The organism is Kosakonia sp. S42, from assembly GCF_016624785.1.
Lineage (GTDB): Bacteria > Pseudomonadota > Gammaproteobacteria > Enterobacterales > Enterobacteriaceae > Kosakonia > Kosakonia cowanii.
In genome coordinates, this window is the sequence record NZ_JACVTW010000008.1 from 161,004 (window position 1) to 184,344 (window position 23,341).

A 23,341-nucleotide genomic window follows, 5' to 3' on the forward strand; every position below is an offset into this window, starting at 1 on the left:
TTTTTTGCCTGCGTTCAGCCCGCAGGCGAGTTGGCCGGGCAGGCCAGCGGGGCTTTATCGCGCGTTGGCTCCTGCTCAACGGCCAGATCGTCCACCAGCGTCATAAATTTGAGTTTGTCACTCGACGCCAGCAACCGGGGCTCCTCCTCGCTCTCCGCTGGCATAAAATCGCACTGGGTAAATGTCACCACGCTTTTGCCAAATTCAGGCAGCGGCGCGCTGAGGGTACGGCTCTGCCACAGGCCAAAGAGCATAAAGGTGCACAGCAAAAACAGCACCAGCAGCGCCAGCGCACCGTACTGTTTACGCGCAATCAGCGGGTCAGGCGCGGCTGGGATTGGTGCCGGTATTGGTGCAGGTGCTGGTGGCGTCACGTCATGCTGTTCCGTGAGGGCGATAACGGAGAGATCGCGGCTGAAGATAAAGCCGGTTTTGGGGATGGTTTTAATCACCTGCGCGCCCAGGCCATGGTCCGTCATCGTTCTGCGCAGCAGTGAGATGTACTGGTTGAGAGTATTGTTGGTGGAGTGCAGGCCATACCGCTCCCAGACCGCCTGAAAGATCGCATCGCGGGTCACGATCTCGCCGCGATGCTCAATAAAAAAGAGCAGCAAGCGGCTGCCAGCGAGGGTTAAAAACCGTTTTTCATTTTCAGTGCCTGCGCCCCATATTGCGCCATCGGCGGGTCTGAAATAGATTTCCTTATCTATAATAAAGAGCATATTGATACCTTTCATGATGCTATTCATCATGGAATAAATTAAAAAGAAAAAGTTAGATACTTCTGTAATAGCGAAATTAATTAATAGTTACTTTAACCTGTTAATTAAATCACGCTATTCAGAATTATGAGACTGCATAGAAAATGTAACCATATTGTCGATGCTACCTATATTGTCAATAAATAAAGCCGCTTTTTTTCAGTTTTAAGAGACGCATCCCGACAATTTACCAGAGAATTCTCCATGAATGACCGGGATTTTGTTATTATTTTTTTATAATAATTATGCGTAACGCTGAAAGTGGCTTATATGACGATAATTTATCTTGTTTGTATCAAATGTTCCGATATAAATAGCTAAAAAGAAGAGTGCGAATTTATTATTGAACCTTATTAGGCGCGTGCAGTGTGTGGGTAGTCATATCCTCACGGCACTCGCACATTTAAAACTTGGTATTTTTGTTAATGGTTTAATTTTAAGGGGAAAAATAAAATGAACAATTTAAATGCCATTATATTAAGCAGCGCGTGCGTATTGCTTCTCTCCGCCTGTGCAGGTAACAAAAACACCCCAAAAGAGAGGGTTTCAGCAGCCAGCGTCAGTAACGCCAACGCGCCACAGGGCGTGGCGGCAGAGCGCAAATCGCCCTTTTTCGATGGGATCGTTATTGCATCAACTAACAATGCCTGTATCGACAAATTTAACTTCATTCGCGGCACGGACACCTCTACCTATAAAAACTACTCTGATGACTATTCAAAAATAGGCGAAGGCTACAAATTTCTGAATATTAATAAAAACATCATGGGTAAAGAGGCGAAAGAGATCTACACCATGCAGCTCGATCTCAAGCTGGATACCCTGTGCGCGAAGGCGCACTACACGAGTTACCAAATCGTTAAAGAAAAGATGCGCAACCTTGCCAATATCTGACAGAGGCATCGCCAATTTCTCTTTTAAACGCCGTTGTTAAAAACGGCTTTTTCGTGTTTTTCCTTGATGACGTAATAATGAAAACCAGACAACTTCCCGGCTGGAAGCGTGGTACCGCGTGGGGAATTATCGCGCTCCAGTTATTCAGCCCACTCTTTTTTCCCTTCACCTCTGCGGCGCAGGTAACGGAATATGCCGATTACCGCAGCATGGATGAAACCATGGCCGGGCTACAGGCGCTCATCAGCGAGCCCAGAATGTTATCCCACGCCATTTCACCGGCGGTTGCACCCCAGCCGCAAAATAATCCGCCTTTGCCAACGCTAAATATAGAGCCGCCGCCGGTTGAACCGACAACGGCCGAGGCGTGGCTGGCACCGAAAGCGGCGCAGGCCGCGCAGCTACTGATCTCCGAAGATGTCAGCCGCTCAGCCTTTGCCTACGCCCGCAGCCTTGGCGAAGGGGTGATCAACCAACAGCTTAGCGACTGGATGGATCAAAAAGGGAGTGTCAGCGCGTCGCTGGACAGCAAAGGGAAGGTGAGCGGCGATCTGCTGCTGCCGCTACTGGAGAGTGAACGACAGCTGCTGTTCAGCCAGTGGGGGCTACGCAAAAGCGAGGCGCGCAATATTGGCAACGTCGGGTTGGGCTACCGTCACCAGCTGGCAGGCGGCATGCTGGGCATCAACGCGTTTTACGACTATGACTACAGCGGCAAGAATGCGCGTCTTGGCATCGGTGGCGAAGCCTGGGCCGATTACCTGAAGCTCTCAGCTAACGCCTATTATGGCCTCACCGGCTGGCACGCCTCGACGCTAAAAGGCATGAAAGAGTATGACGAGCGCCCGGCGAATGGCATTGATGTTCGCCTCGACGGCTGGCTGCCTGCGCACCCGCAGTGGGGAGCAAAGCTGAAATATGAGCACTACTTCGGTAAAGGCATCGCCCTCACGCCTGCCAGCGGGCCGGGCGATCTGCAACGTAATCCCTCTGCGATCACGCTCGGGCTTAACTACACGCCGTTCCCGCTGCTGACCCTTTCCGGCGAGCGCACCTTTGGCGACAGCCAGGATACACGCCTTGATATGGCACTGAACTACCGCTTCGGTGTGCCGCTGTGGCGGCAGATCTCTGCCGACAATGTCGATCTGCACCGCAGCCTGATCGGCAGCAAATACGCCCTTGTCGATCGCAATTACGACATCGTGATGCAGTACCGCAAGCAGCCGCTGGTGGTGCTCTCGCTGCCAAAACAGCTCACCGCGGAAGCAGGCACGACGCTGACCATCCCGGTGACGATTAGCAAAGCGAAGTATGGCCTTGAGCGCATTGAGTGGAGCGCCTCGGCGAACTTTGCCGCCAACGGCGGCAGCTGGCAGCAACCGGCATTGACCGCACTCCATGTGCAGGTTCCGGCCTATCGCACCACGCGCAGCGAAGCCGCCAGTGCCGCGCAGGAGTATGTGCTGACCGCAGTTGGCGTTGATAAAAACGGCAACCGCGCCACGCCGGCGACCACCACCCTCCGCGTGATGCGCGCCAGCGAAACGGTCGCGCCAATCGCCCTGACGCCCACCGCACCGCAGCTGGCTGATAACCAGCAGGCCTTTACTCTGACGGCAAGCGTGGTGAAGGAGGGCCAGCCGGTCGCCGGGCAGCGCGTCACATTCCATATTGCTCAGCTTGCCGACAGCAAAGGCAAACCGGCGGCCACGCTGTTTAACGACCAGGGGCAGGATACTACCTCGCTCAGCGCGGTGAGCGACAGCCAGGGTCTGGCGACGGTGAAGCTGAAGAGCCGCGTTGCGGGTGAAGGCATGGTCTCCGCCACGTTACGCAATGGTAACAGCAGCAGCGCGCGGGTAATGTTTATCGCCGATACCGCCACCGCCACGCTTTCCGCGTTCGACATTATGACTGATAATGCGCCGGCGGATGGAAAGCAGGCCAATGCGGTGCGTGCAACGGTTACTGACCGCTATGGCAACCCGCTGGCGAACTACGCGGTGGGCTTCTCAGCGGATAACGGCGCGACGCTGATTGGCGGCAATGCGGTGCTGACCGATGCCCGTGGCCAGGCGACGTTACTACTGACGCATACGCGCGCGGTGGCGACGCAGATTACCGCGACGGTTAATGGCCAGGCGCTGACGCAAACCGTTAACTTCAGCGTCGATCGCCAGAGCGCCCGCTTTATCGAGAGCCGCGTGGCGCAAGATGCGCTGGCCAATGGCCAGGCGGGCAGCGTTATGGCGGTCAGGATCGCCGATGCGTTTGGCAACCCGGTGCCGGGCATGGCGATACAGTTTATTCCCGACAGCCCGGTCAGCGTTCTGCCCGCGCAGGCGCTTACCGATGCGCAAGGCGTGGCGCAAACCACCTTAACCAGCCGCCGGGCGGGAACCTTTAACGCCACGGCGAAACTGGTTGGCACGCCGCAGGCCGCGCAGGTGAGCACCCGCTTTATTGCTGACAGCACCACCGCGCAGCTGCCCAATGAAAACCTGCTTATCTCGCCTGATGGCGCGATAGCTAACGGGATTGCGCCGAATGGCGTCACGGCCACCGTTGTCGACGCCAATGACAACCCGATCCCCGGTGTTACCGTCAACTTCAGCGTGTCGCCAGGCGCAACCCTTGCCGCGACGACCGCCATTACCGGGCCGGATGGGCAGGCGCAAACTACGGTGGTTAGCGATATTGCTGGCCTCTACACGGTGACCGCGACGGTAAACGGCAGCACCCTGAGCAAATCGACGCTGTTCATTGCCGATGTGGTCACGGCGCAAATCTCCGATGCCAACCTGGTGGTGGAGAGCAACGGCGCGGTGGCGAACGGCAATGCGGTCAATAGCCTCTCGGCGACGGTCACCGACGTGAAGGGGAACCGGCTGAGCGGTATCACCGTTGATTTCACCGTCAGCGCGGGCGCAGTGCTGACCCGCACACAGGGGGTGAGCAATCTGGATGGTCAGGTAACCACCAGCGTTAACAGCCTGCGCGCCGGACGATTTACCGTAACGGCTCGCGTGGCGGGAACCTCGGCCAGTAAAGCGGTCGACTTTATCGGCGATATCTCGACCGCTGCGCTGGCGAGCGTCACGCTGGAGGGAGCAACCACTGATAAAACCGCCAACGGCACAGACAGCTTTACCTTCCATGCGCGGGTTAAAGACGTCAATAACAACCCGGTCAGCGGCGCGACGGTGCAGTGGCTACAGGATAAAGGCGTTGCCGCCACCATCAACAGCCTGAGCGTGACTAACGATGAGGGGATTGCCGTCGCTCTGCTTGAGAGCACCACGACAGATGTAATGAATGTGCAGGTTTCCGCATCGCTTAATAACGAGGCCAGCATTGATGCGGACAAAACGGTGAGTTTCCATCCGCAGCAGGTCAACCTGCGCGGCGGAGTGTGGGGAGCCCAGGCGGTATGGGGCTACAGTAACCCTGCACCGGTTGTCGTGCCCGGCGCTGAGATCAAACTCTTTCATAGCAAAGGCGACGCGCAGCCGGTCTACTCCACTCAGGCCAACAGTAACGGTAGCTACAGCCTCGATGTCTTGTCAGGGAGCTACTATGTTGAGGTCACCGCGCCGGACTACTTCCCGTTGCAAACCACGATTACGGTCGTCAGAGGAACACTCTTTGCCCAGGATTTCACCCTGACGCATCGCCTGAAGGGCGCAGTGGCGAAGATTGTCGTGAGCTGGAACGCTACGCCGGCGAATCTCGACGCGCACCTGATTGTTCCGCCAAAAGCGAGTAATCCCGGCGGTGCAAGGCAGCATGTCTACTATATGACGACGCACCCGGTCGGCGCAGAAGCGGGGCTGGAGAATGACATGCGCAATGGCTATGGCCCGGAAACCGTCTCGATTGGCAATTTCCACCCCGGTGCGTACTGTTACTCGGTACACAACAGCCAACCGGCAACCGGCCCGCTGATGACGGGAGCAAAGGTGACGCTCTCCCTGTCGGATGGCCGCAGCTGGAACTGGGCGGTGGAAAACGCCAGCGGCTCGCAGCGCAATACGCTGTGGCACGTCTTCAAACTGAACGTTGACCCGCAGGGCAGCGTGAGTGTCGAAACCGTCGGCACCACCTCCTCCGGCCCGCCGTATAAATTTGATGGCTGTTAATCTCAGCAAGCCCTGCCGTAACTGGCGGGGCTTTTTGGCAATTTTCCGCTGATTTATCTGAGCTGCGATGGCGGCGTTTTTCTTTTAGTCATCTTTTTAGTATAAGGTTTAGACACGGACGAACCGCGTCCAGCTCATTGATTACGGGGAATAACATGTCGGTAAAATATTTGGCGGGAATGGTTGGCGCAGCGTTTCTGTTGGCGGGTTGCAGCAGCAGCAATGATCTCACCGCAGGCGGCCAGAACGTGCGTTTTGTGGAAGATAAGCCCGCTGCGCAGTGCAAGTATCTTGGCACCGCCAGCGGCAAGCAGAGCAACTGGCTCTCTGGCCAGCACGGCGAAGAGGGCGGCTCAATGCGCGGCGCGGCAAATGCCCTGCGCAACCAGGCTGCCGCTATGGGCGGCAACGTGCTCTACAACGTAAGCAGCCCGACGCAGGGCGTGCTGTCGAGCTTTGTGCCGACCGCCAGCGAAATGAACGCCCAGGTTTACAAGTGCCCTAACTGATCCTTTCCCTTCTGCCCGCCAGCGATGGCGGGCGCGCTGCAACCGCTACTATATTTCCGCACTCTGCTATTTATTCCCTGCTTGTAAATAAGACGATTATAATTTTCCTGCTAATTAAATCTCGCCTCTCTGAATATTAAGTTTTCTTAATCTTGGTGCTTTTTTTAATTATATTTTCCTCGGTTTTATCTTTTTTTAGAAAAGAGGATATATCGCGATAAAGTAATATTTTTCGCTGCCGATACTCACTTTAGGACAAAACGCAAAGGAGTGTAAAAAAACAATATTATTTCTTGCATGAAGTGTCGGGAGTTACCAATGAATATTACAAAGAGGTTGTTACTTGCCTTCTCGTTATTGATTTTAAGCCTTATAGGCACAAACCTGATTGCGATATTTTCCTTATCGAAACTGGGTGAGTCGCAAACGAACTTTAAAGAAAATACCTTACCCAGCCTCGACATGATGAACAAAGAGATGCTGAAAGTGCTGACGATCCGCGGCCAGCTCTTCGTTCACGGTCTGACTGAAGAACCTGCCGGGATGGCGGAAATCAAACAGAACGCATTAAAGTTGTATGACGATGTTTACGCCATGCACCAGGGTTACATTAAAGATCTCGTTTCCGATCAACACGATCAGGATATGTCAAATAAAACGCTGGGCGATTTAGAAAAGTTTCGCGCAGTGATGGATCAATTTTTTAAAGTCTCAGAAGGTAATGACCGGGCTGCCATTATTCAGGCGATGCGTAAAGGCGGGCCGGTTGCCGACAGTATTGCCATATTAATTAACGACTTTACCGAACAGGTTGCTTATAACGGCAAGCTGGTAAATGACGCCGTCTCTGCTAACTCCAGCTTAATTAACCGCTCGATGGTTTTATCCATTTCCGCCACGCTGGTCGCGACGCTGGTTCTCGGTCTGTTTGGTCTCTTTACCGTGCTTAACATCAAGCGTCGTCTTAACGATATGCGCGATGGCATGGAAAATATCAGCGAGAAGCTGGATCTTAGCCAGGCGCTGACAACCGGGCGAATGGATGAGATTGGCCGTGCGGTCGCCGCGTTTAACCTGCTGGTTGAGCGTGTCTCTGAGTCGCTGAAGATGGTGCGCGCCGCTTCAAGCTCGGTGAATACCGCAGCGAACGAGATTGCGTTAGGCAATAACGAACTCTCAGCACGTACCGAACAGCAGTCGGCAGCAGTTGTTGAAACGGCGGCCAGTATGGAAGAACTCAGCTCGACGGTGAAACAGAACGCCGAGAACGCCCATCAGGCGAGCCAACTGGCGATTACTGCTTCTGATACCGCTGCACAGGGCGGCACCGTGGTCAGCGTGGCGGTAAACCGCATGAAAGACATTATGGAGAGCTCAAAACGCATCTCTGAAATCACCTCGGTGATTAACGGCATCGCCTTCCAGACCAACATCCTCGCGCTGAACGCGGCGGTAGAAGCGGCAAGGGCAGGGGATCAGGGTCGCGGCTTTGCGGTGGTAGCGGGCGAAGTTCGCTCTCTGGCCCAGCGCAGCGCGCAGGCAGCCAAAGAGATTGAAACCTTGATCAGCGAATCGGTGAACTATGTGCAGGAGGGTTCCCGTCAGGTAGATCTGGCTGGTGAAACCATGAGCGGCATCGTTAACTCCGTGATGCAGGTGAAGGATTTGATGCAGGAGATCGCCGCCGCCTCTGATGAGCAGAACCGTGGCATCGGGCAGATTGCGCAGGCGATGTCTGAAATGGATACCACGACCCAGCAGAACGCCTCGCTGGTGCAGGAGTCCTCAGCGGCTGCGGGTAGCCTTGAAGAGCAGGCCACGAAACTGCAGCAACTGGTGGATGTGTTCCGTTTACCGGGCCAGCAGCCGGCTCGCGCCAGCGCCAGCACCGTGAAAGCACCCGTACAGCGTGCGCGTCTGGCACCTGCCGGCGCCGCCGATGAGGGCTGGGAGACCTTTTAAAGTTCCGACACGCGCTTGTATCCCGTGCAAGCGCTTTTTTCACGGTCGCGTTGCGTATTTCGCGACCGTGCTTTTTTTTACTGTTGACGCAGTTGTAGATCCAGCGGCGTTTTACTCGGCTCACCGCCAATCTCCCGCGCCAGCTTCGGCACCATATACCCCGACACCAGCGTCAGCAGCTCACGCATAATCTCCCGCGCCGTTTCATCACTCACCATAAAGTGCGCCGCGCCTTCTACCCGATCCAGCACATGCAGATAGTAAGGCAGCACGCCCGCGTCGAATAAGGCGTTGCTGAGATCCGCCAGCGTCTGAGCATTGTCATTTACGCCGCGCAGCAGCACGCTCTGGTTAAGCAGCGTGACGCCCGCCTGGCGCAGTTGCGCCATTGCCGCGCGGAAATCGTCGCCAATCTCCTGCGCGTGGTTGATATGGTTCACCAGCAAAATTTGCAGCGACGAGCGGGCAAAACGGGCCACCAGCGTATCGGTGATACGCGCCGGGATCACAATCGGCAAGCGGCTATGAATGCGCAGGCGCTTAAGGTGTGGAATAGCTTCCAGCTGCGCGATCAACCACTCAAGCTCGTGATCTTTAGCCATCAGCGGATCGCCGCCGGAAAAAATGATCTCATCCAGCTCCGGGTGCGCGGCAATATAGTCCAGCGCGCCCTGCCAGTTCCGCTTGTTGCCCTGATTATCGGCATACGGGAAGTGGCGACGGAAACAGTAGCGACAATTTACCGCACAGCCGCCCTTGACCAGCAGCAGCGCGCGGTTGCGGTATTTGTGCAGCAGACCTGGCACTACGCTGCTCTGCTCATCCAGCGGATCGGTGCTGTAACCCGGTGCTGAGATGAACTCTTCGCTGGTGGTAAGTACCTGACGCAGAAGCGGATCGTTAACATCGCCTTTGCGCATGCGCGCGACAAACGCCCGCGGCACCCGTAGAGGGAAAAGCCGCTTTGCTTCGCGTCCGCGCAGCAGGGCTTCATCAGGTTCTATATTTAAAATATGTAGCAGTTCATCGGGATCGGTGATTACATCGGCAAGTTGCAATAACCAATCTTCTCTGGAAGGGGATTTTAGGGTTACAATGTGTGCCATTTTTTTGGCTAAGCTACCAGTTAACAATTTCAGAGGGCCTTATGGCGACTTACTATAGCAACGATTTTCGTGCCGGTCTTAAAATCATGATGGACGGCGAACCGTACGCGGTTGAGGCCAGCGAATTCGTGAAACCGGGCAAAGGCCAGGCGTTCGCACGCGTTAAACTGCGTCGTCTGCTGACCGGTACCCGCGTTGAGAAAACCTTCAAGTCTACCGACTCGGCTGAAGGCGCGGACGTTGTGGATATGAACCTGACTTACCTCTACAACGACGGTGAGTTCTGGCACTTCATGAACAACGAAACTTTTGAGCAGCTCTCCGCTGATAAAAAAGCGATTGGCGACAGCGAAAAATGGCTGCTGGATCAGGCCGAGTGCATCGTGACGCTGTGGAACGGCCAGCCGATCTCCGTCACGCCGCCGAACTTCGTTGAACTGGAAATCGTTGATACCGATCCAGGCCTGAAAGGTGATACCGCAGGTACCGGCGGTAAACCGGCTACCCTGAGCACCGGCGCTGTGGTTAAAGTGCCGCTGTTCGTACAGGTTGGCGAAGTGATCAAAGTTGATACCCGCTCCGGCGAATATGTATCTCGCGTGAAGTAATGCGCGCAACCGCGGCGTAGCGCTCTGCTGCGTCGCGGGTTCGTTGAGGCCCGGATAATGAAACGTCTCGCAAAACTCCTCTCACTGCTGCTTATCAGCTGCGCACTGCTCGCAGGCTGCAATACCGCGCGCGGTATCGGCGAAGATGTGCAGACGCTGGGTCATATCATTTCGCACGCCGCCAGCTAATAACTTCCTTTCGTCTTAAAAATCCGCTTTTTTCCCGTCGCTTTTCGGGAATTTGTCTATGCTTAAGTGGCTATACACAAACGATATTGACAATAAAAGGAAGATATTATGGTTAAGAAGACATTTGTTGCGATCTTTTCTGTACTGGTTCTTTCATCCGTGCTGACGGCGTGTAACACCACCCGTGGCGTCGGCGAAGATATCTCCGATGGCGGTAGCGCAATTTCTGGCGCTGCGACCAAAGCACAACAGTGATGACTGCCGGTACGGCCTGTGCCGTACCGTTAGTTTGCCTCTGGTAGTGACAAAAACGGCGTAAAGCGGTTTCCCATCCCCAATTTCATGCGAATGTTTCTTTTGTAGGTATAAACGGTTTTCCCGTTGATCCTCATATTTGCTGCGATTGCTGCGTTATCTCTGCCTTCCATCCACAGGGTTAATACTTTCTCTTCCTGACGCGTTAGTAGCGGCGTCACGACTCGCCGTGACTGCCTGACCGGGCGCGCTTGCATCATGTTATCAATGGCCTGCGCCACTTTTTCCAGCGGATCCGTCTTTTGCAGGATCGCCGCAATCGGAAATTGCGCGCAAAATGCCGACAGCTGTGTGTCATAGCCCGACTCCAGCAGCATCACCTGGCAGGATGCGCCGCATACCGAGAAGAGCGAAGCAAGTTGTTGAATATGATGAATTTCATCTTTAAAGCTGTGTAAATCAATAATCACCAGATCCGGCTGCCACTGGACAATATGCTCTTTCGCCAGCATCAAATTATGCAGAGCGGTGACAAGGAAAGAGGCGGGAAACAGATCGGTTTGATTGAGCCAGGATTCCATCCCTGAACGGGTGAAGTAACAGCGGTCAATCACAAGCATTTTGAACATATTTTTCTTCGCAGTCAGAGTAGGGCGCACGGCTTCCTGAATCCAGGAAAGCGATTCATCATATTCGCTGGATATGATGAATAAATGCCTGAATTCCGCTGCGAAGAGGGGCTATTTCTTGCTTTAACTTCCTGAAACTGAATGGGGGTTTGTGGGGTTGAAATCCTCAGGTAAAGAAGGGAAAATCTGACACTCATCACCTGGCTGGCGGGACGACCCGACAGCGTCACTTATTATTCGGGGACGGCCCCGTACTGGAGCCAACCATGTCCTGGTTTATTCTCGTCATCGCCGGTCTTCTTGAAGTCGTCTGGGCTATCGGCCTGAAATATACCCACGGTTTTACCCGCATCACTCCCAGTATTATTACCGTCGTGGCGATGCTTATTAGCGTCGTGCTGCTTTCATGGGCAATGAAAACCCTGCCGGTCGGCACCGCCTATGCGGTCTGGACCGGCATTGGCGCCGTTGGCGCGGCCATCGCCGGGATTGTATTACTCGGCGAGTCCGCAAGCCTGGCGCGTATCGTTAGCCTCTGTCTGATTGTGGCCGGAATTATTGGCTTAAAAATCAGCGCCCATTAATGGGGCTGATCGACCCAGATTAGCTTGTTCACTTCGAAGCCCTGACGGGTCGCGTCTGCCAGCATCTTCTCTTTCACCTCGGCCGAAATGGTCGGCGTGCGGGAGAGGATCCACAGGTAGTCGCGATCCGGGCCGCAAATCAGCGCATGGCGATACTCTTTATCCAGAGAGATGATGTTGTAGCCGCCATAGAACGGGCCAAAGAATGAGACCTTCAGCGATGCAGTGCGCGGGTCGCCGGTGAAGTAGGCTTTACCGACCGACTCCTGCCATTTGCCGCGATCCGGGTTATAACCCCGGTTGACAACGGTTAAGCCGCCATCGTCGCGCAGGCTGTAGGTCGCGGTGACGCGCTCCAGACCACGCTCAAAGCGGTGATCGAAGCGGGCGATCTCGTACCATTTCCCTAAGTAGCGTTGCGTATCGAAATTCTGCACCACGGTAACGCCTTTTGGCGGTGTGGGCGTGCTGCAGGCCGTGACTAAAAAAGCAGCGGTGACCGCTGCGAAGATAGGCAGTAAACGCATGGTATTCTCCCTCCTGGCTTTTACGTAAGTGTAGAAGATGGCGGGAAATTTGCTCTCCTGCGCATGCAGGAGAGCGACAGGTTTTACAGGAAAATCACGCCGACTAACGCAACGACACTAATAATCGCCGCGAGGCCGTAGAAAATCCATTTACCGTTGGGCAGATGCACTTTCAAATCGTGCATCATATGGTGGATACGGTGCAGACCGCACCAGACCGGCAGCACAATCATCAGGAAGAGAAAGGCGCGGCCAATGAAGCTCTGGGCAAAGGCGATAACGCGCTCGTAGCTCAGCGCCTCGCCGGGGAAGAGACCGAGCGGCAGCAGCAGGCCGACCAGCAGGATCATCACCGGGGCGAAGATGGCGCTCCACATACCGCCTGCGCCAAACAGCCCCCAGAACATCGGTTCGTCAGAACGTTTTGGATTCGGGTTAATCATCATCAAGTCCTCACCAGAACAGGGCGATAAACAGTACAACTACCGTTACCACGGCAGCCACCACCCAGAGCCCTTTTACCACCGGCTCTGGCCCCATTTTTTCGCCCTTCACAATGATTAGCGACGCTTTTGGTGCCAGATCGAACCAGGTTTTGGTATGCAGCAGCGCTGCCGCCAGCGCGATCAGGTTGAGTAGCAGCACCACCGGGTTTTGCAGGAAAGCGACAAAGCCCATCCAGCTTTCCGGACCGTTTTTCAGCGCGAAAAGGCCATACAGCAGCTCCAGGCTGAACCAGACCGCCGGAATCGCCGTCCCTTCGCGCAGCATATAGAAGCGATAAAACGGCAGGGTTTTCCACCAGCTTGACGGCATGGGGCGAACCCAGGCCTTACGTTTAGTCGTCATCATGCACTCCTTAGCGAGGTTTCAGGGTGGCGATAAGAAAGTCTTTCGAACTCTCAATCTTGCCCTGCTGAATGGCGGCGGCCGGGTCGACGTGCTTCGGACACACTTCCGAGCAGTAGCCGACAAACGTACAACTCCACACGCCGTTCTGGCCGTTGAGTTGCGCCATGCGCTCTTGCTTGCCGTGGTCGCGGCTGTCGAGGTTATAGCGGTGCGCCAGCGTAATCGCCGCCGGGCCGATAAACTCCGGATTGAGGCCAAACTGTGGACAAGCGGCATAGCAGAGACCGCAGTTGATGCAGCCGGAGAACTGGTGATACTTCGCCATCTGCGCCGGGGTCTGCTTGCCCGGCCCCTGATCCGGTGTGCGCGTATTGCCGATGATATAGGGCTTAATCGCCTCAAGGCTCTCGATAAAGTGGGTCATATCGACCACCAGATCGCGCTCAATCGGGAAGTTCGCCAGCGCCTCGACTTTCAACCCTTTGGTGTAGTCGCGCAGGAAGGTTTTGCAGGCCAGCTTTGGCACTTTGTTGACCATCATGCCGCAGGAGCCGCAAATCGCCATTCGGCACGACCAGCGGTAGCTGAGATCCGGCGCGAGGTTATCTTTGATATAGCCCAGCGCATCGAGCAGCGAGGTGGCTTCATCGTAAGGCACGTCGTAGAAGGCGCTGTGCGGCGCGTTGTCGACCTCCGGGTTATAGCGCACCACTTCAATCTTCAGGTTCTTCATCTCAGACATTGTTCGTCTCCTTCTTCTCACCCGACTCCGCTTCTGCCCCATAGACGCGTTTCGCCGGTGGCAGCGTGGTGATTTTCACGTCGCTGTACTCGAGGCGGGTTGTACCGTCCGCCTCGCGGAACGCGAGCGTATGTTTGAGGAAGTTAACGTCATCGCGCTCGGTGCAGCCTTCGTCGAGACGCTGATGGGCACCGCGCGACTCTTTGCGCGCCAGCGCCGAGTGAGCCATACATTCAGCAACGTTCAGGCCGTGGCCCAGCTCAAGGGTGTAGAGAATATCGGTGTTGAAGACGCTGGAGGTGTCGGTAATACGTACCCGTTTGAAGCGCTCCTGCAACTCGGCGAGCTTATCGACGGTTTTCTGCATCAGCTCCGGCGTACGGTAAATGCCGCAGCCCTCCTCCATCGATTCACCCATCTCATCGCGAATTTTCGCCCAGCTCTCGGTGCCGTTCTGATTCACCAGCGCCTTCAGACGCTGTTCAACATCGGCGGCCTGAGCGTTGAGCGCATCGTCATTTGCCGGGCTGGCAGTTGAAGCGCGTTCAACGGCCTGTTCGCCCGCCAGGCGGCCAAAGACCACCAGTTCCGCCAGCGAGTTAGAGCCAAGGCGGTTCGCGCCGTGCAGGCCGACCGAGGAGCACTCACCGACGGCAAACAGCCCGGCGATGCGCGATTCGCAGTTCTGATCCGTCTCAATGCCGCCCATGGTGTAGTGCGCGGTCGGGCGCACCGGGATCGGCTCTTTGATCGGATCGACGCCGACATAGGCTTTTGCCAGCTCGCAAATAAAGGGCAGGCGCTCTTTGATCTTCTTCTCGCCAAGGTGGCGCAGATCGAGATGCACCACATCGCCGCGCGGTGTGGAGATGGTGTTGCCTTTGCGCCACTCGTGCCAGAAGGCCTGCGACACTTTGTCGCGCGGGCCAAGCTCCATATATTTGTTTTTCGGCTCGCCGAGCGGCGTTTCCGGCCCCATGCCGTAATCCTGAAGATAGCGATAGCCGTTTTTATTCACCAGGATACCGCCTTCGCCGCGGCAGCCCTCCGTCATCAGAATGCCGGAGCCGGGCAGGCCGGTCGGGTGATACTGCACAAACTCCATATCGCGCAGCGGCACGCCGTGCGACAGCGCCATCCCCATACCATCGCCGGTAACGATGCCACCGTTGGTGTTATAGCGGTAAACACGACCTGCGCCGCCGGTGGCCATTACCACCGCATTGGCGCGGATCTGGATCAGCGTGCCTTCCATCATGTTCATCGCGACCAGGCCGCGCGCGTGGTTGTCATCCACCAGGATATCGAGCACGAAGTGTTCGTCGAAACGCTGAATTTGCGGGAACTGCAACGAGGTTTGAAACAGCGTATGCAGCATGTGGAAGCCGGTTTTATCGGCAGCGAACCAGGTGCGCTCGATCTTCATGCCGCCAAAGCGACGCACGTTGACCGTGCCGTCTTCGCGGCGGCTCCACGGGCAGCCCCACTGTTCAAGCTGGGTCATCTCCGTGGGGCAGTGATGGACAAAGTAGTCGACGACATCCTGTTCGCAAAGCCAGTCACCACCCGCCACGGTATCGTGGAAATGGTATTCGAAGCTGTCATGATCCTGGGCGACGGCGGCGGAACCGCCCTCGGCGGCAACGGTGTGGCTGCGCATGGGATAGACTTTTGAAATCAGTGCGATTTTAGCGTTGGGATGGGCCTGCGCCGCGGCAATCGCGGTGCGTAATCCTGCTCCGCCTGCGCCAATCACAGCGATATCGGCTTGAAAGGTTTGCACGACATTCCTCCAGATTATTGTTGTTCCGCAACGATAAGCCAGGTGCGCTTGCCTTCATTACGGAAGAGGTCCACTGCTCCTTTTGGGGTAGCGGGCAGTATATCCGTATTGACTGAGGGGAAATTTGACGTGTTCGAGTGTTTTGCTGTTCTTCGCCGTGATACGGCTTCCAGCTTGATCGATATCATCTCTAAATAGCTCATATCTATTTATTGAAGAGGGCTATGAAAATTATTTGTGCAAAATTTGTCTAAGCAGATCGATGCGGGTAGACTTCGTGCCCTTGTTAGAAATCGGAGAAAGAACCATGAGCGAGACGGCAACCTGGCAGCCGAGCGCATCCATCCCCAACTTACTGAAACGCGCGGCAATTATGGCGGAAATTCGCCGTTTCTTTGCCGACCGCGGCGTACTGGAGGTGGAGACGCCCTGTATGAGTCAGGCAACGGTGACCGATGTGCATCTGGTCCCGTTTGAAACCCGTTTTGTTGGCCCCGGCCACTCTCAGGGCCTCAATCTCTATCTGATGACCAGCCCCGAATACCATATGAAGCGCCTGCTGGCCGCGGGCTGTGGCCCGGTTTTCCAGCTCTGCCGCAGCTTCCGTAATGAAGAGATGGGGCGTCATCACAACCCCGAATTCACCATGCTCGAATGGTATCGTCCGCACTATGACATGTACCGTTTGATGAATGAGGTGGATGATCTGCTGCAACAGGTGCTCGAGTGCCCGGCAGCAGAATCACTCTCTTATCAGCAGGCTTTCCAGCGCTATCTGGAGGTCGATCCACTTTCGGCGGATAAAGCCCAGTTGCGTGAAGTGGCGGCGAAGCTGGATCTGAGCAATATTGCCGATACGGAAGAGGATCGCGACACCCTGCTGCAACTGCTGTTCACCATGGGCGTGGAGCCGCAGATCGGTAAAGATCGTCCGACCTTTGTTTACCACTTCCCGGCAAGCCAGGCGGCGCTGGCGCAGATCAGCACCGAAGATCACCGCGTCGCGGAGCGGTTTGAGGTTTACTTCAAAGGCATTGAGCTGGCGAACGGCTTCCATGAGCTGACCGACGCCCGCGAGCAGCAGCAGCGCTTTGAGCAGGATAACCGCAAGCGCGCCGCGCGCGGATTGCCGCAGCAGCCGGTGGATGTCAATTTGCTGGAAGCGTTAAAAGCGGGCCTGCCGGACTGCTCCGGCGTTGCGCTGGGTGTTGACCGCCTGGTGATGCTGGCGCTGCAGACTGAAACGCTGGCAGAAGTGATGGCGTTTAGCGTCGACCGGGCATAACTCCCCGTTTGTGCCGGGTGGCAGCTACGCCTTACCCGGCCTGAAGAGTAACCCCTCCGCAGGCCGGATAAGCCGGCACTCAAAGAGTTACAGGCTGCCCGCCGGGCGGCTGCTTCTCCCCGCTGAAGACAACGTTTTGGCCGCGCGTTTACCGTCGAGGCTCTCAAGGCGCATCTGGAACGGCGGGAAGGGCAGATCGATGCCGTGTTCACGGAAGCCCGCCAGAATAAGCTGGTGGATTTCGTGGCGCAGCGGCATGCGATGGCCCATCTCAGCCGCATAGATGCGCAGCTCAAACAGCTGCAGCCCGTGCTGCAAATCGACCAGGAACACTTCCGGCGGCGGGTTATCAATCACCAGCGAACAGCGCTCAGCAGCGGTGTAAAGGATCTGCGTCACCTCTTCGCTATTGGCATCGACCGGCGCGGGCACTGTTAACACCACGCGCGTGACAGAGTCCGAGAGCGACCAGTTAATAAACTGCTCGGTGATAAAGGCCTTATTCGGCACGATGATCTCTTTGCGATCCCAGTCGCTGATGGTGGTTGCGCGGGTATTGATCTTGGTAATGCTGCCAGTCAAATCGCGGATCGTTACCGTATCGCCGATACGGATCGGCTTCTCAAACAGGATGATCAGGCCTGAGATAAAGTTGGCGAAGATCTCCTGTAGACCAAACCCGAGACCAACACCGAGCGCGGCCACCAGCCACTGCAACTTCGACCACTCAATACCAATCATCGAGAAGCCCACCAGCCCGCCAAACAGCATCAGCAGATATTTGGTGATAGTGGTGATGGCGTAACCTGTCCCCGGCGTCAGCTCAAGGTGCTGCAACAGCGCCAGTTCAAGCAAAGCAGGAAGGTTGCGCACCAGCTGGGTGGTGATAATAAACACCAGGATGGCAATTAGCACCGCGCCGAGGGTAATCGGCTCCAGGCTCTCGACGCCCTGTACCGTTGAGGTGACATCCCACAGCGGAATGTTCTCAAGGAAGCCAAAGGCAGAGTGGATCTCAGACCAGAGGAAGATCACCGACAGCAGGGCGATCAGCATCAGGATCGAGCGCACCAGGCGCAGGGACTGCACGCTGATGGCGTCGAGATCGACCTCCTGCTCATCAATTTCGGCGGTGCCTTCGGTACTGAGCTGATGGGCGGCATCCTCTTCGCCGCGTGCGCGCTGTGCGAGTATTTCCGCGCGGCGGTGGCGTGCGCGCTCGAAGGCCAGACGGCGACGCTGGATAAACATCCAACGGCGAATAATGTGATAAACCACCAGCAGCAGGAACCAGATAGCAACGGAGGTTTCCAGCCTTGCCAGCAGCGCCTGCGCGGTTGCCAGATAACCGACCGCGGCGGCAAGAATCGCCGACAGCGGGGCGCAGAGCAGCAGGTTCCACAGCAGATGGTTAGCCATATTGTCGCCGTTGCCGCTCTTATCGACATACAGCGGAATACCGGCGCGTTTCAGGCTGAGAGTGACAATCGCCAGCGCACCGCAAATCAGGATAAAGCAGAGCCGCCCGAGCGAGCCGGAGAATTCCCGGTCGTTCAGGTTATCGAACATAATCAGCGCCATGATCAGCGGCACGATAAAGCCGATGCTCATCAGGTAGTAACGTAACCCGCGCGCCACGCGGTTTCGCGGCCAGCCGAAGTGGACGACAAACAGCCCGGTTGGGCGGGCGAAGGTCGCACAGATCATCACTGCCCACAGCAGCGGCACGGTGGCGGTGACGCCATCGCCAATCGCTACCGCCAGCGGATAGGGCCACGCCTCCTGCAAACAGTAGCCGAGCGTTGCCCACAGCACCGGCAATGGTGACGCCACCAGAATGGACCAGAAGACGGTGCGCATGGTGAGCCAGAAGTGATCCTGGGTCACTTTACCCACGCGGGCGCTGGAGCGCTCCAGGAAGCGGGTGAAGTGGCGACGTGAGTAAATACTTACCCCTACCAGAATCAACGCGCCAAATAGCGGGAAGAGCGTCTCTTTGCTGGTCAGCACCATCGCGCTGGCTTTGCCCAGCTGGCTGATGGTGTTCAGTGACAGCAGGCGGCGCAGATCCTGCACAATCTCAAGCGGCCATGAGAAGCCCATCGGGCTGACATCCGCCGTCCAGAAGAGGTAGCGGTGGGTCGCCTCATTCACCTCTTTTAACGCATCTTCAAGCTGGCTATTGGAAACTTTGAGTTTGGTCAGCTCCAGAATCAGCGTATCGCCGCCCTGCAACAGCGAATTGAGCAGTTCGCGCTGCGTGCGTAGCTGGGCTTCAAGAATACGGTTTTGCTCAGCGGTCAGAACCTTGCCATCCGCCTGGCGAATCTGTCGCAGCTGCGGCTGCTTGTTGAGCAGATCTTCATAACGCATGCGGTGCACGCGCAGCTGCGCCATTTCGGTATCCAGTTGCTGCGGTTTCGGCATCTCCGGCAGACGAGCCACCTGCGCGCGCAGCGCTTCGCCGAGCATATTCGATGCGCCGAGCCACTGGGACTGCTCGCGCAGAGTATTAAGCGCCTGGCGCACCTGTAGCGTTTGCCCAGTTGCCTGGCGCTGCTGCGAAGCGACCAGATCCATGCGCTGCGCCTGCTGGTTCAGCGCCTGTGAGAGTTCACGGTTGATGCGGAACTGCTCAACGATGTTGGCGGGCAGGTTCGCACTGTTCTCAGCCAGCATCTCCGTGCTCTCCAGCGCCTGCTCGGCTTCGCGCTGACGCTGGCTGTTGAGTTGGTTACGAAGTGCCTGCAGATAAGCATCCAGCCGCTCGCTCTGCTTTTGCGCCAGCTCTGAGCGCATACGCGCCAGCTCCTGGCGGTTATTGGCTGAAAGCTGCGCCAGCTCTAATTCATCAACCACTGCTTTCAGCTTTGCCGACTCTGCCTGAGCGGCAAAATTTTGCGCCTGGGCAAGGGCCGAGTTGCTGGTTTGCGCCCCGAGGCGACGCTCCACTTCCGTTACCTGGCGGCGGGCGTCGGTTTGCTGCTGGGGAAGCTGGCTTAAGGAGTCGCTGATCTCCCGTGCGCGCTCCTGCTCCTGCTGCGCCTGGCGCGTCTTCTCCAGCAGCTGGCTGCTGACTTGCAGAATCTCCTGGTTGAGCGCATCGCTGCTCATGCCGGGTGACACTGAAGGGGGATCGTCGCGCAGATTATCGAGCTGGGCGCGAAGGGTGCGGGAAAGTTTGGGGAAGTTGTCGATCACGTCCTGATACTGCTGGGCGCGTTCAAGGGAGCCTTTACGCTCGTCCAGCGCGTTCAACGCGCCTTGTAATGTCTCTACAATTTCCGCCTGGTCCGGCGTGTTTTTCGCCGCTTTGGCTTGCTCCAGCTCCTGGGCAATTTGACGGGCATCGGGAGCCGTTGCGGCAACGGCTCCCTGGCTGAGGCACCAGGCCATCAGAAAAGCGATAATCAGGCGCACTGCAGTCTCCCTGGGGTGAGGCTTAAACGTCTTCTTTAGCGTCGTCAACCAGCGGGTTGGCGTCATGTTCCGCTTTAATTTCTTCTTCCGGCAGCGGTGCAGGCTCCTGCGCATCAACCGGGACAAACGGCTCGGTGGAGAGCGCCAGCGGCTGGCCGATTTTGGTCACAGAGAGGCTGCGTAAGGCGTCAACCAGCTGCACTTTACCCGGCGCAAACAGGTTGATAACGGTAGAACCGAGCTTAAAGCGGCCCATCTCCTGGCCCTTCAGCAGCGCGACCGCGCCCTCGCTTTCACCTTGCGGGAAGGTCCAGCGTTTAATGATCCCTTCGCGCGGCGGCGTGACGGTGCCTGCCCAGACGGTTTCGATGCTGCCAACAATGGTCGCGCCGACAAGAATTTGCGCCATCGGGCCAAACTCAGTGTCGAACAGGCAGATAACGCGCTCGTTACGGGCGAAGAGGTTAGGTACGTTCTGCGCCGTTAAGTGGTTAACGGAGAAGAGGTCGCCCGGCACATAGATCATTTCGCGCAGGATGCCGTTGCACGGCATATGCACGCGGTGGTAGTCGCGCGGTGAAAGATAGGTGGTGACAAAGCTACCGTTACGGAACAGATCCGCCATCAGGTAGTTGCCTGCCAGCAGCGCTTCGAGGCTGTAGTTATGGCCTTTAGCCTGCAGGATTTTGTCATTGTCGATGGCGCCAAGCTGGCTGATTACGCCATCCGCCGGCATGACCAGCACGTTCGGATCGGTATTAAGCGGGCGCACCTCGTCGCGCAGCGGGCGCACGAAGAATTCGTTAAAAGAGCGGTAGCTGGCGGTATCCGGCTTCTGCGCCTCTTTCATATCGACCTTGTAGTATTTCACGAACAGATCGATAACCAGTTTGGTCAGCCAGCCTGCACGTTTGCTTGCGCCCCAGCCCGCCAGGCGAGTGAGCCACAGTTTCGGCAGAATGTATTGAAGCGAAAGTTTGAATGAGTTTAACAAGGTAGCCTCCAGGCCATTGTTTACTGTCGTTCCTGACCCGACGCGCGGCGTCGGAGTCTTAAAATGGGGGACGATTCTAACGACGCTTAGCTTAGTTGTCAGTCATCTGATTCAGAAAAGCTTTTACGCGTCTTTACCTGCGACATGCTTTCGAGAATGCGGTGATAATTTTCGAAGCGGCTCTCCGCGATTTTGCCGTTCTCTACCGCTTCGCGGATCGCACAACCGGGATCGGTATCGTGCTTGCAGTCGCGATATTTGCAGTGACCGAGATAATCATGGAATTCGACAAAACCGTGGGTGATTTGTTCCGGTTCGAGATGCCAGAGGCCAAACTCGCGCACGCCCGGAGAATCAATCACATCGCCGCCCTGAGGGAAGTGGTAGAGGCGCGCGGCGGTGGTGGTGTGCTGGCCCAAACCTGAGACGTCAGAGACGTCATTAGTGAGGATCTGCTCCTCATTGAGGCCGAGCAGCGCATTAAGCAGGCTCGATTTGCCTACGCCGGACTGGCCGGCAAAGATGCTGATGCGATCGGTCAATGCTGCGATCAGCGGATCAAGGCCATCTTTCGCATGGCTGGAGACCATCAATACGCGGTAGCCAATATGACGATAGATATCCATCTGCTCGTTAACGAACGCCAGGCCCTCTTTATCGAGCAGGTCGGTTTTATTCAGCACCAGCAGCGGTTCAACGTCCAGCGCTTCGCAGGCCACCAGATAGCGGTCAATAATGTTGAGTGAGAGTTCTGGCAGGATCGCCGAGACGATAACGATTTGATCGATATTGGCGGCGATGGGTTTAACGCCATCGTAGAAATCCGGGCGCGTCAGCACCGAGGTACGCTCGTGCACCGCTTCGACGATCCCTTTCACGTTGACGCCTTCTGCGGCCGCTTTGCCTGGCCGCCAGACCACGCGATCGCCGGTGACCAGCGAGCGGATAGTGCGGCGAATGTTGCAGCGATGCACGTCGCCGTCGGCGGATTCTACATCGGCATGCATACCAAAGCGGCTAATGACCACCCCTTCGGCCGTTTCGCCAAACAGGTTGTCATCGTAGTCGGGTTTCTCCGTCGAGGTTTTCAGTCGGCGCTCATGGTTCGCTTTAACGCGGCGCTGCTGTCCCTTGGAGAGTTTATTTTTACTCAATCGTGCTGGCTCCTGGTCGCCCCGGATGGGCAAAACCTCTATGATACACTCAATTCTGGATGAATATAGTGACGCGATAAGGGTGGAAAATAGCATGAGCGCAAATGAAAACAACCTCATTTGGATTGATCTCGAAATGACAGGCCTGGATCCCGAGCGCGATCGCATTATTGAGATCGCGACACTGGTGACCGACGCCAACCTCAATATCCTGGCGGAAGGGCCGGTGATGGCAGTGCATCAATCCGACGCGCAGCTGGCGTTGATGGATGAGTGGAACGTGCGAACCCACACCGGCAGCGGCCTGGTTGAACGCGTTAAAGCGAGCACCTTTGACGATCGCGCGGCGGAACTGGCGACGATTGAGTTTCTGAAAGAGTGGGTACCGGCCGGTAAATCGCCCATTTGCGGCAACAGCATCGGCCAGGATCGCCGTTTCCTGTTTAAGTACATGCCGGAGCTGGAAGCCTACTTCCACTATCGCTACCTGGATGTCAGCACCCTGAAAGAGCTGGCGCGCCGCTGGAAACCGGAAGTGCTGACCGGCCTGAAAAAGCAGAATACTCACCAGGCGCTGGATGATATCCGCGAATCGGTGGCGGAGCTGGCTTACTACCGCGAACACTTTATTAAACTGTAAGCGTCTGCGTGTGCAGAGCCGATATGTCGTTTTCGGCTCTGCAAACCAGTGCTGGCGCGGTTTTGCTGCAAAAATGCGCGTTTTGTCGATTAAATCGGCAGTTAAACAAAAAAAACGAAAATTTGCTTTCAGGGGCTTGCAGCAGGAATGATTTCTCGTATAATGCGCCTCCCGTGAAGACACAGAAATGTGAAACACGGCATCACGAAATTTCAGCGGTTAAATGCTTTAACCTGTTGAAATAGCGCTGATAAGCGGGAATAGCTCAGTTGGTAGAGCACGACCTTGCCAAGGTCGGGGTCGCG

At 56.2% G+C, this 23,341-nt stretch carries 21 protein-coding genes; 10 read left to right on the plus strand and 11 right to left on the minus strand.

The genetic code is table 11. The features are described from left to right. Positions 1 to 14: 14 nt before the first annotated feature. Positions 15 to 737 (minus strand): winged helix-turn-helix domain-containing protein, encoded by a 723-nt coding sequence (locus IAE50_RS12500; protein ID WP_200580391.1) that lies wholly within the window; start codon positions 735 to 737, stop codon positions 15 to 17. Positions 738 to 1,214: 477 nt separating this feature from the next. Between IAE50_RS12500 and IAE50_RS12505 the strand changes: the two genes are divergently transcribed. The 4 genes from IAE50_RS12505 to IAE50_RS12520 all read left to right on the plus strand — a co-directional run bounded on the left by IAE50_RS12505 (position 1,215) and on the right by IAE50_RS12520 (position 8,268). Continuing rightward, the gene (locus tag IAE50_RS12505; RefSeq protein ID WP_200134542.1) at positions 1,215 to 1,655 is read left to right on the plus strand and encodes a hypothetical protein; all 441 of its coding nucleotides are present in this window, start codon (positions 1,215 to 1,217) and stop codon (positions 1,653 to 1,655) included. A gap of 77 nt (positions 1,656 to 1,732) precedes the next feature. Beyond that, complete coding sequence (locus IAE50_RS12510) at positions 1,733 to 5,797, plus strand: Ig-like domain-containing protein (RefSeq protein WP_200580392.1); 4,065 nt, start codon at positions 1,733 to 1,735, stop codon at positions 5,795 to 5,797. Positions 5,798 to 5,952: 155 nt separating this feature from the next. Further along, positions 5,953 to 6,306 carry a DUF4156 domain-containing protein gene (locus tag IAE50_RS12515; RefSeq protein WP_042718501.1) on the plus strand — a complete coding sequence of 118 codons (354 nt, stop codon included), beginning with the start codon at positions 5,953 to 5,955 and terminating at the stop codon, positions 6,304 to 6,306. A 318-nt stretch (positions 6,307 to 6,624) separates the two neighbouring features. After that, on the plus strand, positions 6,625 to 8,268 hold the full coding sequence (locus IAE50_RS12520; RefSeq protein ID WP_200580393.1) for a methyl-accepting chemotaxis protein: 1,644 nt from the start codon (positions 6,625 to 6,627) through the stop codon (positions 8,266 to 8,268). 77 nt (positions 8,269 to 8,345) lie between these two features. Here the strand turns inward: IAE50_RS12520 and epmB are convergent, their stop codons facing one another. Next, positions 8,346 to 9,374, minus strand: coding sequence for an EF-P beta-lysylation protein EpmB (gene epmB, locus IAE50_RS12525; protein WP_054803047.1), 1,029 nt, complete (start codon positions 9,372 to 9,374; stop codon positions 8,346 to 8,348). A gap of 41 nt (positions 9,375 to 9,415) precedes the next feature. On the opposite strand from epmB, the gene efp reads away from it, so the two are divergent. From efp to ecnB, 3 genes are all read left to right on the plus strand, one after another. Further along, positions 9,416 to 9,982 carry an elongation factor P gene (efp, locus tag IAE50_RS12530; RefSeq protein ID WP_023478480.1) on the plus strand — a complete coding sequence of 189 codons (567 nt, stop codon included), beginning with the start codon at positions 9,416 to 9,418 and terminating at the stop codon, positions 9,980 to 9,982. Between the two features lie 57 nt (positions 9,983 to 10,039). Then, positions 10,040 to 10,171: an entericidin A/B family lipoprotein gene (locus tag IAE50_RS12535; RefSeq protein ID WP_042718504.1), complete on the plus strand. Its 132-nt coding sequence runs from the start codon at positions 10,040 to 10,042 to the stop codon at positions 10,169 to 10,171. Between the two features lie 108 nt (positions 10,172 to 10,279). Further along, positions 10,280 to 10,426, plus strand: coding sequence for a lipoprotein toxin entericidin B (gene ecnB / locus IAE50_RS12540; protein WP_023478333.1), 147 nt, complete (start codon positions 10,280 to 10,282; stop codon positions 10,424 to 10,426). A gap of 29 nt (positions 10,427 to 10,455) precedes the next feature. Here the strand turns inward: ecnB and IAE50_RS12545 are convergent, their stop codons facing one another. Continuing rightward, positions 10,456 to 11,055 (minus strand): LuxR C-terminal-related transcriptional regulator, encoded by a 600-nt coding sequence (locus IAE50_RS12545; protein WP_124970461.1) that lies wholly within the window; start codon positions 11,053 to 11,055, stop codon positions 10,456 to 10,458. A gap of 266 nt (positions 11,056 to 11,321) precedes the next feature. On the opposite strand from IAE50_RS12545, the gene sugE reads away from it, so the two are divergent. Continuing rightward, positions 11,322 to 11,639, plus strand: coding sequence for a quaternary ammonium compound efflux SMR transporter SugE (gene sugE / locus IAE50_RS12550; RefSeq protein ID WP_023478475.1), 318 nt, complete (start codon positions 11,322 to 11,324; stop codon positions 11,637 to 11,639). On the opposite strand, the gene IAE50_RS12555 is transcribed toward sugE, so the two are convergent. The 5 genes from IAE50_RS12555 to frdA form a co-directional block, all read right to left on the minus strand. Then, the gene (locus tag IAE50_RS12555; RefSeq protein ID WP_094419182.1) at positions 11,636 to 12,166 is read right to left on the minus strand and encodes a lipocalin family protein; all 531 of its coding nucleotides are present in this window, start codon (positions 12,164 to 12,166) and stop codon (positions 11,636 to 11,638) included. The two genes, sugE and IAE50_RS12555, sit on opposite strands and share 4 nt — an antisense overlap. A gap of 83 nt (positions 12,167 to 12,249) precedes the next feature. Next, on the minus strand, positions 12,250 to 12,609 hold the full coding sequence (gene frdD, locus IAE50_RS12560) for a fumarate reductase subunit FrdD (RefSeq protein ID WP_094419183.1): 360 nt from the start codon (positions 12,607 to 12,609) through the stop codon (positions 12,250 to 12,252). A gap of 10 nt (positions 12,610 to 12,619) precedes the next feature. Beyond that, on the minus strand, positions 12,620 to 13,015 hold the full coding sequence (gene frdC, locus IAE50_RS12565) for a fumarate reductase subunit FrdC (protein WP_054803044.1): 396 nt from the start codon (positions 13,013 to 13,015) through the stop codon (positions 12,620 to 12,622). A 10-nt stretch (positions 13,016 to 13,025) separates the two neighbouring features. Then, complete coding sequence (locus tag IAE50_RS12570) at positions 13,026 to 13,760, minus strand: succinate dehydrogenase/fumarate reductase iron-sulfur subunit (RefSeq protein ID WP_054803043.1); 735 nt, start codon at positions 13,758 to 13,760, stop codon at positions 13,026 to 13,028. Continuing rightward, complete coding sequence (frdA, locus tag IAE50_RS12575) at positions 13,753 to 15,543, minus strand: fumarate reductase (quinol) flavoprotein subunit (RefSeq protein ID WP_023478379.1); 1,791 nt, start codon at positions 15,541 to 15,543, stop codon at positions 13,753 to 13,755. The genes IAE50_RS12570 and frdA overlap by 8 nt, the downstream gene beginning before the upstream one ends. Before the next feature lie 307 nt (positions 15,544 to 15,850). On the opposite strand from frdA, the gene epmA reads away from it, so the two are divergent. Next, entirely contained in the window at positions 15,851 to 16,828 is a 978-nt protein-coding gene (gene epmA, locus IAE50_RS12580; protein WP_200580394.1) for an elongation factor P--(R)-beta-lysine ligase, read from the plus strand. 87 nt (positions 16,829 to 16,915) lie between these two features. On the opposite strand, the gene mscM is transcribed toward epmA, so the two are convergent. From mscM to rsgA, 3 genes are all read right to left on the minus strand, one after another. Further along, complete coding sequence (gene mscM / locus IAE50_RS12585; protein ID WP_042718521.1) at positions 16,916 to 20,248, minus strand: miniconductance mechanosensitive channel MscM; 3,333 nt, start codon at positions 20,246 to 20,248, stop codon at positions 16,916 to 16,918. 22 nt (positions 20,249 to 20,270) lie between these two features. Beyond that, complete coding sequence (gene asd, locus IAE50_RS12590; RefSeq protein WP_200580395.1) at positions 20,271 to 21,242, minus strand: archaetidylserine decarboxylase; 972 nt, start codon at positions 21,240 to 21,242, stop codon at positions 20,271 to 20,273. A 98-nt stretch (positions 21,243 to 21,340) separates the two neighbouring features. Continuing rightward, entirely contained in the window at positions 21,341 to 22,396 is a 1,056-nt protein-coding gene (gene rsgA, locus IAE50_RS12595) for a small ribosomal subunit biogenesis GTPase RsgA (protein WP_042718524.1), read from the minus strand. 94 nt (positions 22,397 to 22,490) lie between these two features. Between rsgA and orn the strand changes: the two genes are divergently transcribed. Next, positions 22,491 to 23,036, plus strand: coding sequence for an oligoribonuclease (orn, locus tag IAE50_RS12600; protein WP_023478488.1), 546 nt, complete (start codon positions 22,491 to 22,493; stop codon positions 23,034 to 23,036). The last annotated feature ends 305 nt before the right edge of the window (positions 23,037 to 23,341 follow it).

Bases quoted from the DNA above. Each gene is read 5' to 3' on its own strand.
- ecnB (WP_023478333.1), top strand. From the start codon at position 10,280: ATGGTTAAGAAGACATTTGTTGCGATCTTTTCTGTACTGGTTCTTTCA.
- IAE50_RS12500 (WP_200580391.1), bottom strand. From the start codon at position 737: ATGAAAGGTATCAATATGCTCTTTATTATAGATAAGGAAATCTATTTC.
- IAE50_RS12515 (WP_042718501.1), top strand. From the start codon at position 5,953: ATGTCGGTAAAATATTTGGCGGGAATGGTTGGCGCAGCGTTTCTGTTG.
- epmB (WP_054803047.1), bottom strand. From the start codon at position 9,374: ATGGCACACATTGTAACCCTAAAATCCCCTTCCAGAGAAGATTGGTTA.
- frdC (WP_054803044.1), bottom strand. From the start codon at position 13,015: ATGACGACTAAACGTAAGGCCTGGGTTCGCCCCATGCCGTCAAGCTGG.
- IAE50_RS12510 (WP_200580392.1), top strand. From the start codon at position 1,733: ATGAAAACCAGACAACTTCCCGGCTGGAAGCGTGGTACCGCGTGGGGA.
- frdD (WP_094419183.1), bottom strand. From the start codon at position 12,609: ATGATTAACCCGAATCCAAAACGTTCTGACGAACCGATGTTCTGGGGG.
- IAE50_RS12545 (WP_124970461.1), bottom strand. From the start codon at position 11,055: ATGTTCAAAATGCTTGTGATTGACCGCTGTTACTTCACCCGTTCAGGG.
- IAE50_RS12520 (WP_200580393.1), top strand. From the start codon at position 6,625: ATGAATATTACAAAGAGGTTGTTACTTGCCTTCTCGTTATTGATTTTA.
- IAE50_RS12535 (WP_042718504.1), top strand. From the start codon at position 10,040: ATGAAACGTCTCGCAAAACTCCTCTCACTGCTGCTTATCAGCTGCGCA.
- IAE50_RS12505 (WP_200134542.1), top strand. From the start codon at position 1,215: ATGAACAATTTAAATGCCATTATATTAAGCAGCGCGTGCGTATTGCTT.
- IAE50_RS12570 (WP_054803043.1), bottom strand. From the start codon at position 13,760: ATGTCTGAGATGAAGAACCTGAAGATTGAAGTGGTGCGCTATAACCCG.
- orn (WP_023478488.1), top strand. From the start codon at position 22,491: ATGAGCGCAAATGAAAACAACCTCATTTGGATTGATCTCGAAATGACA.
- sugE (WP_023478475.1), top strand. From the start codon at position 11,322: ATGTCCTGGTTTATTCTCGTCATCGCCGGTCTTCTTGAAGTCGTCTGG.
- IAE50_RS12555 (WP_094419182.1), bottom strand. From the start codon at position 12,166: ATGCGTTTACTGCCTATCTTCGCAGCGGTCACCGCTGCTTTTTTAGTC.
- epmA (WP_200580394.1), top strand. From the start codon at position 15,851: ATGAGCGAGACGGCAACCTGGCAGCCGAGCGCATCCATCCCCAACTTA.
- efp (WP_023478480.1), top strand. From the start codon at position 9,416: ATGGCGACTTACTATAGCAACGATTTTCGTGCCGGTCTTAAAATCATG.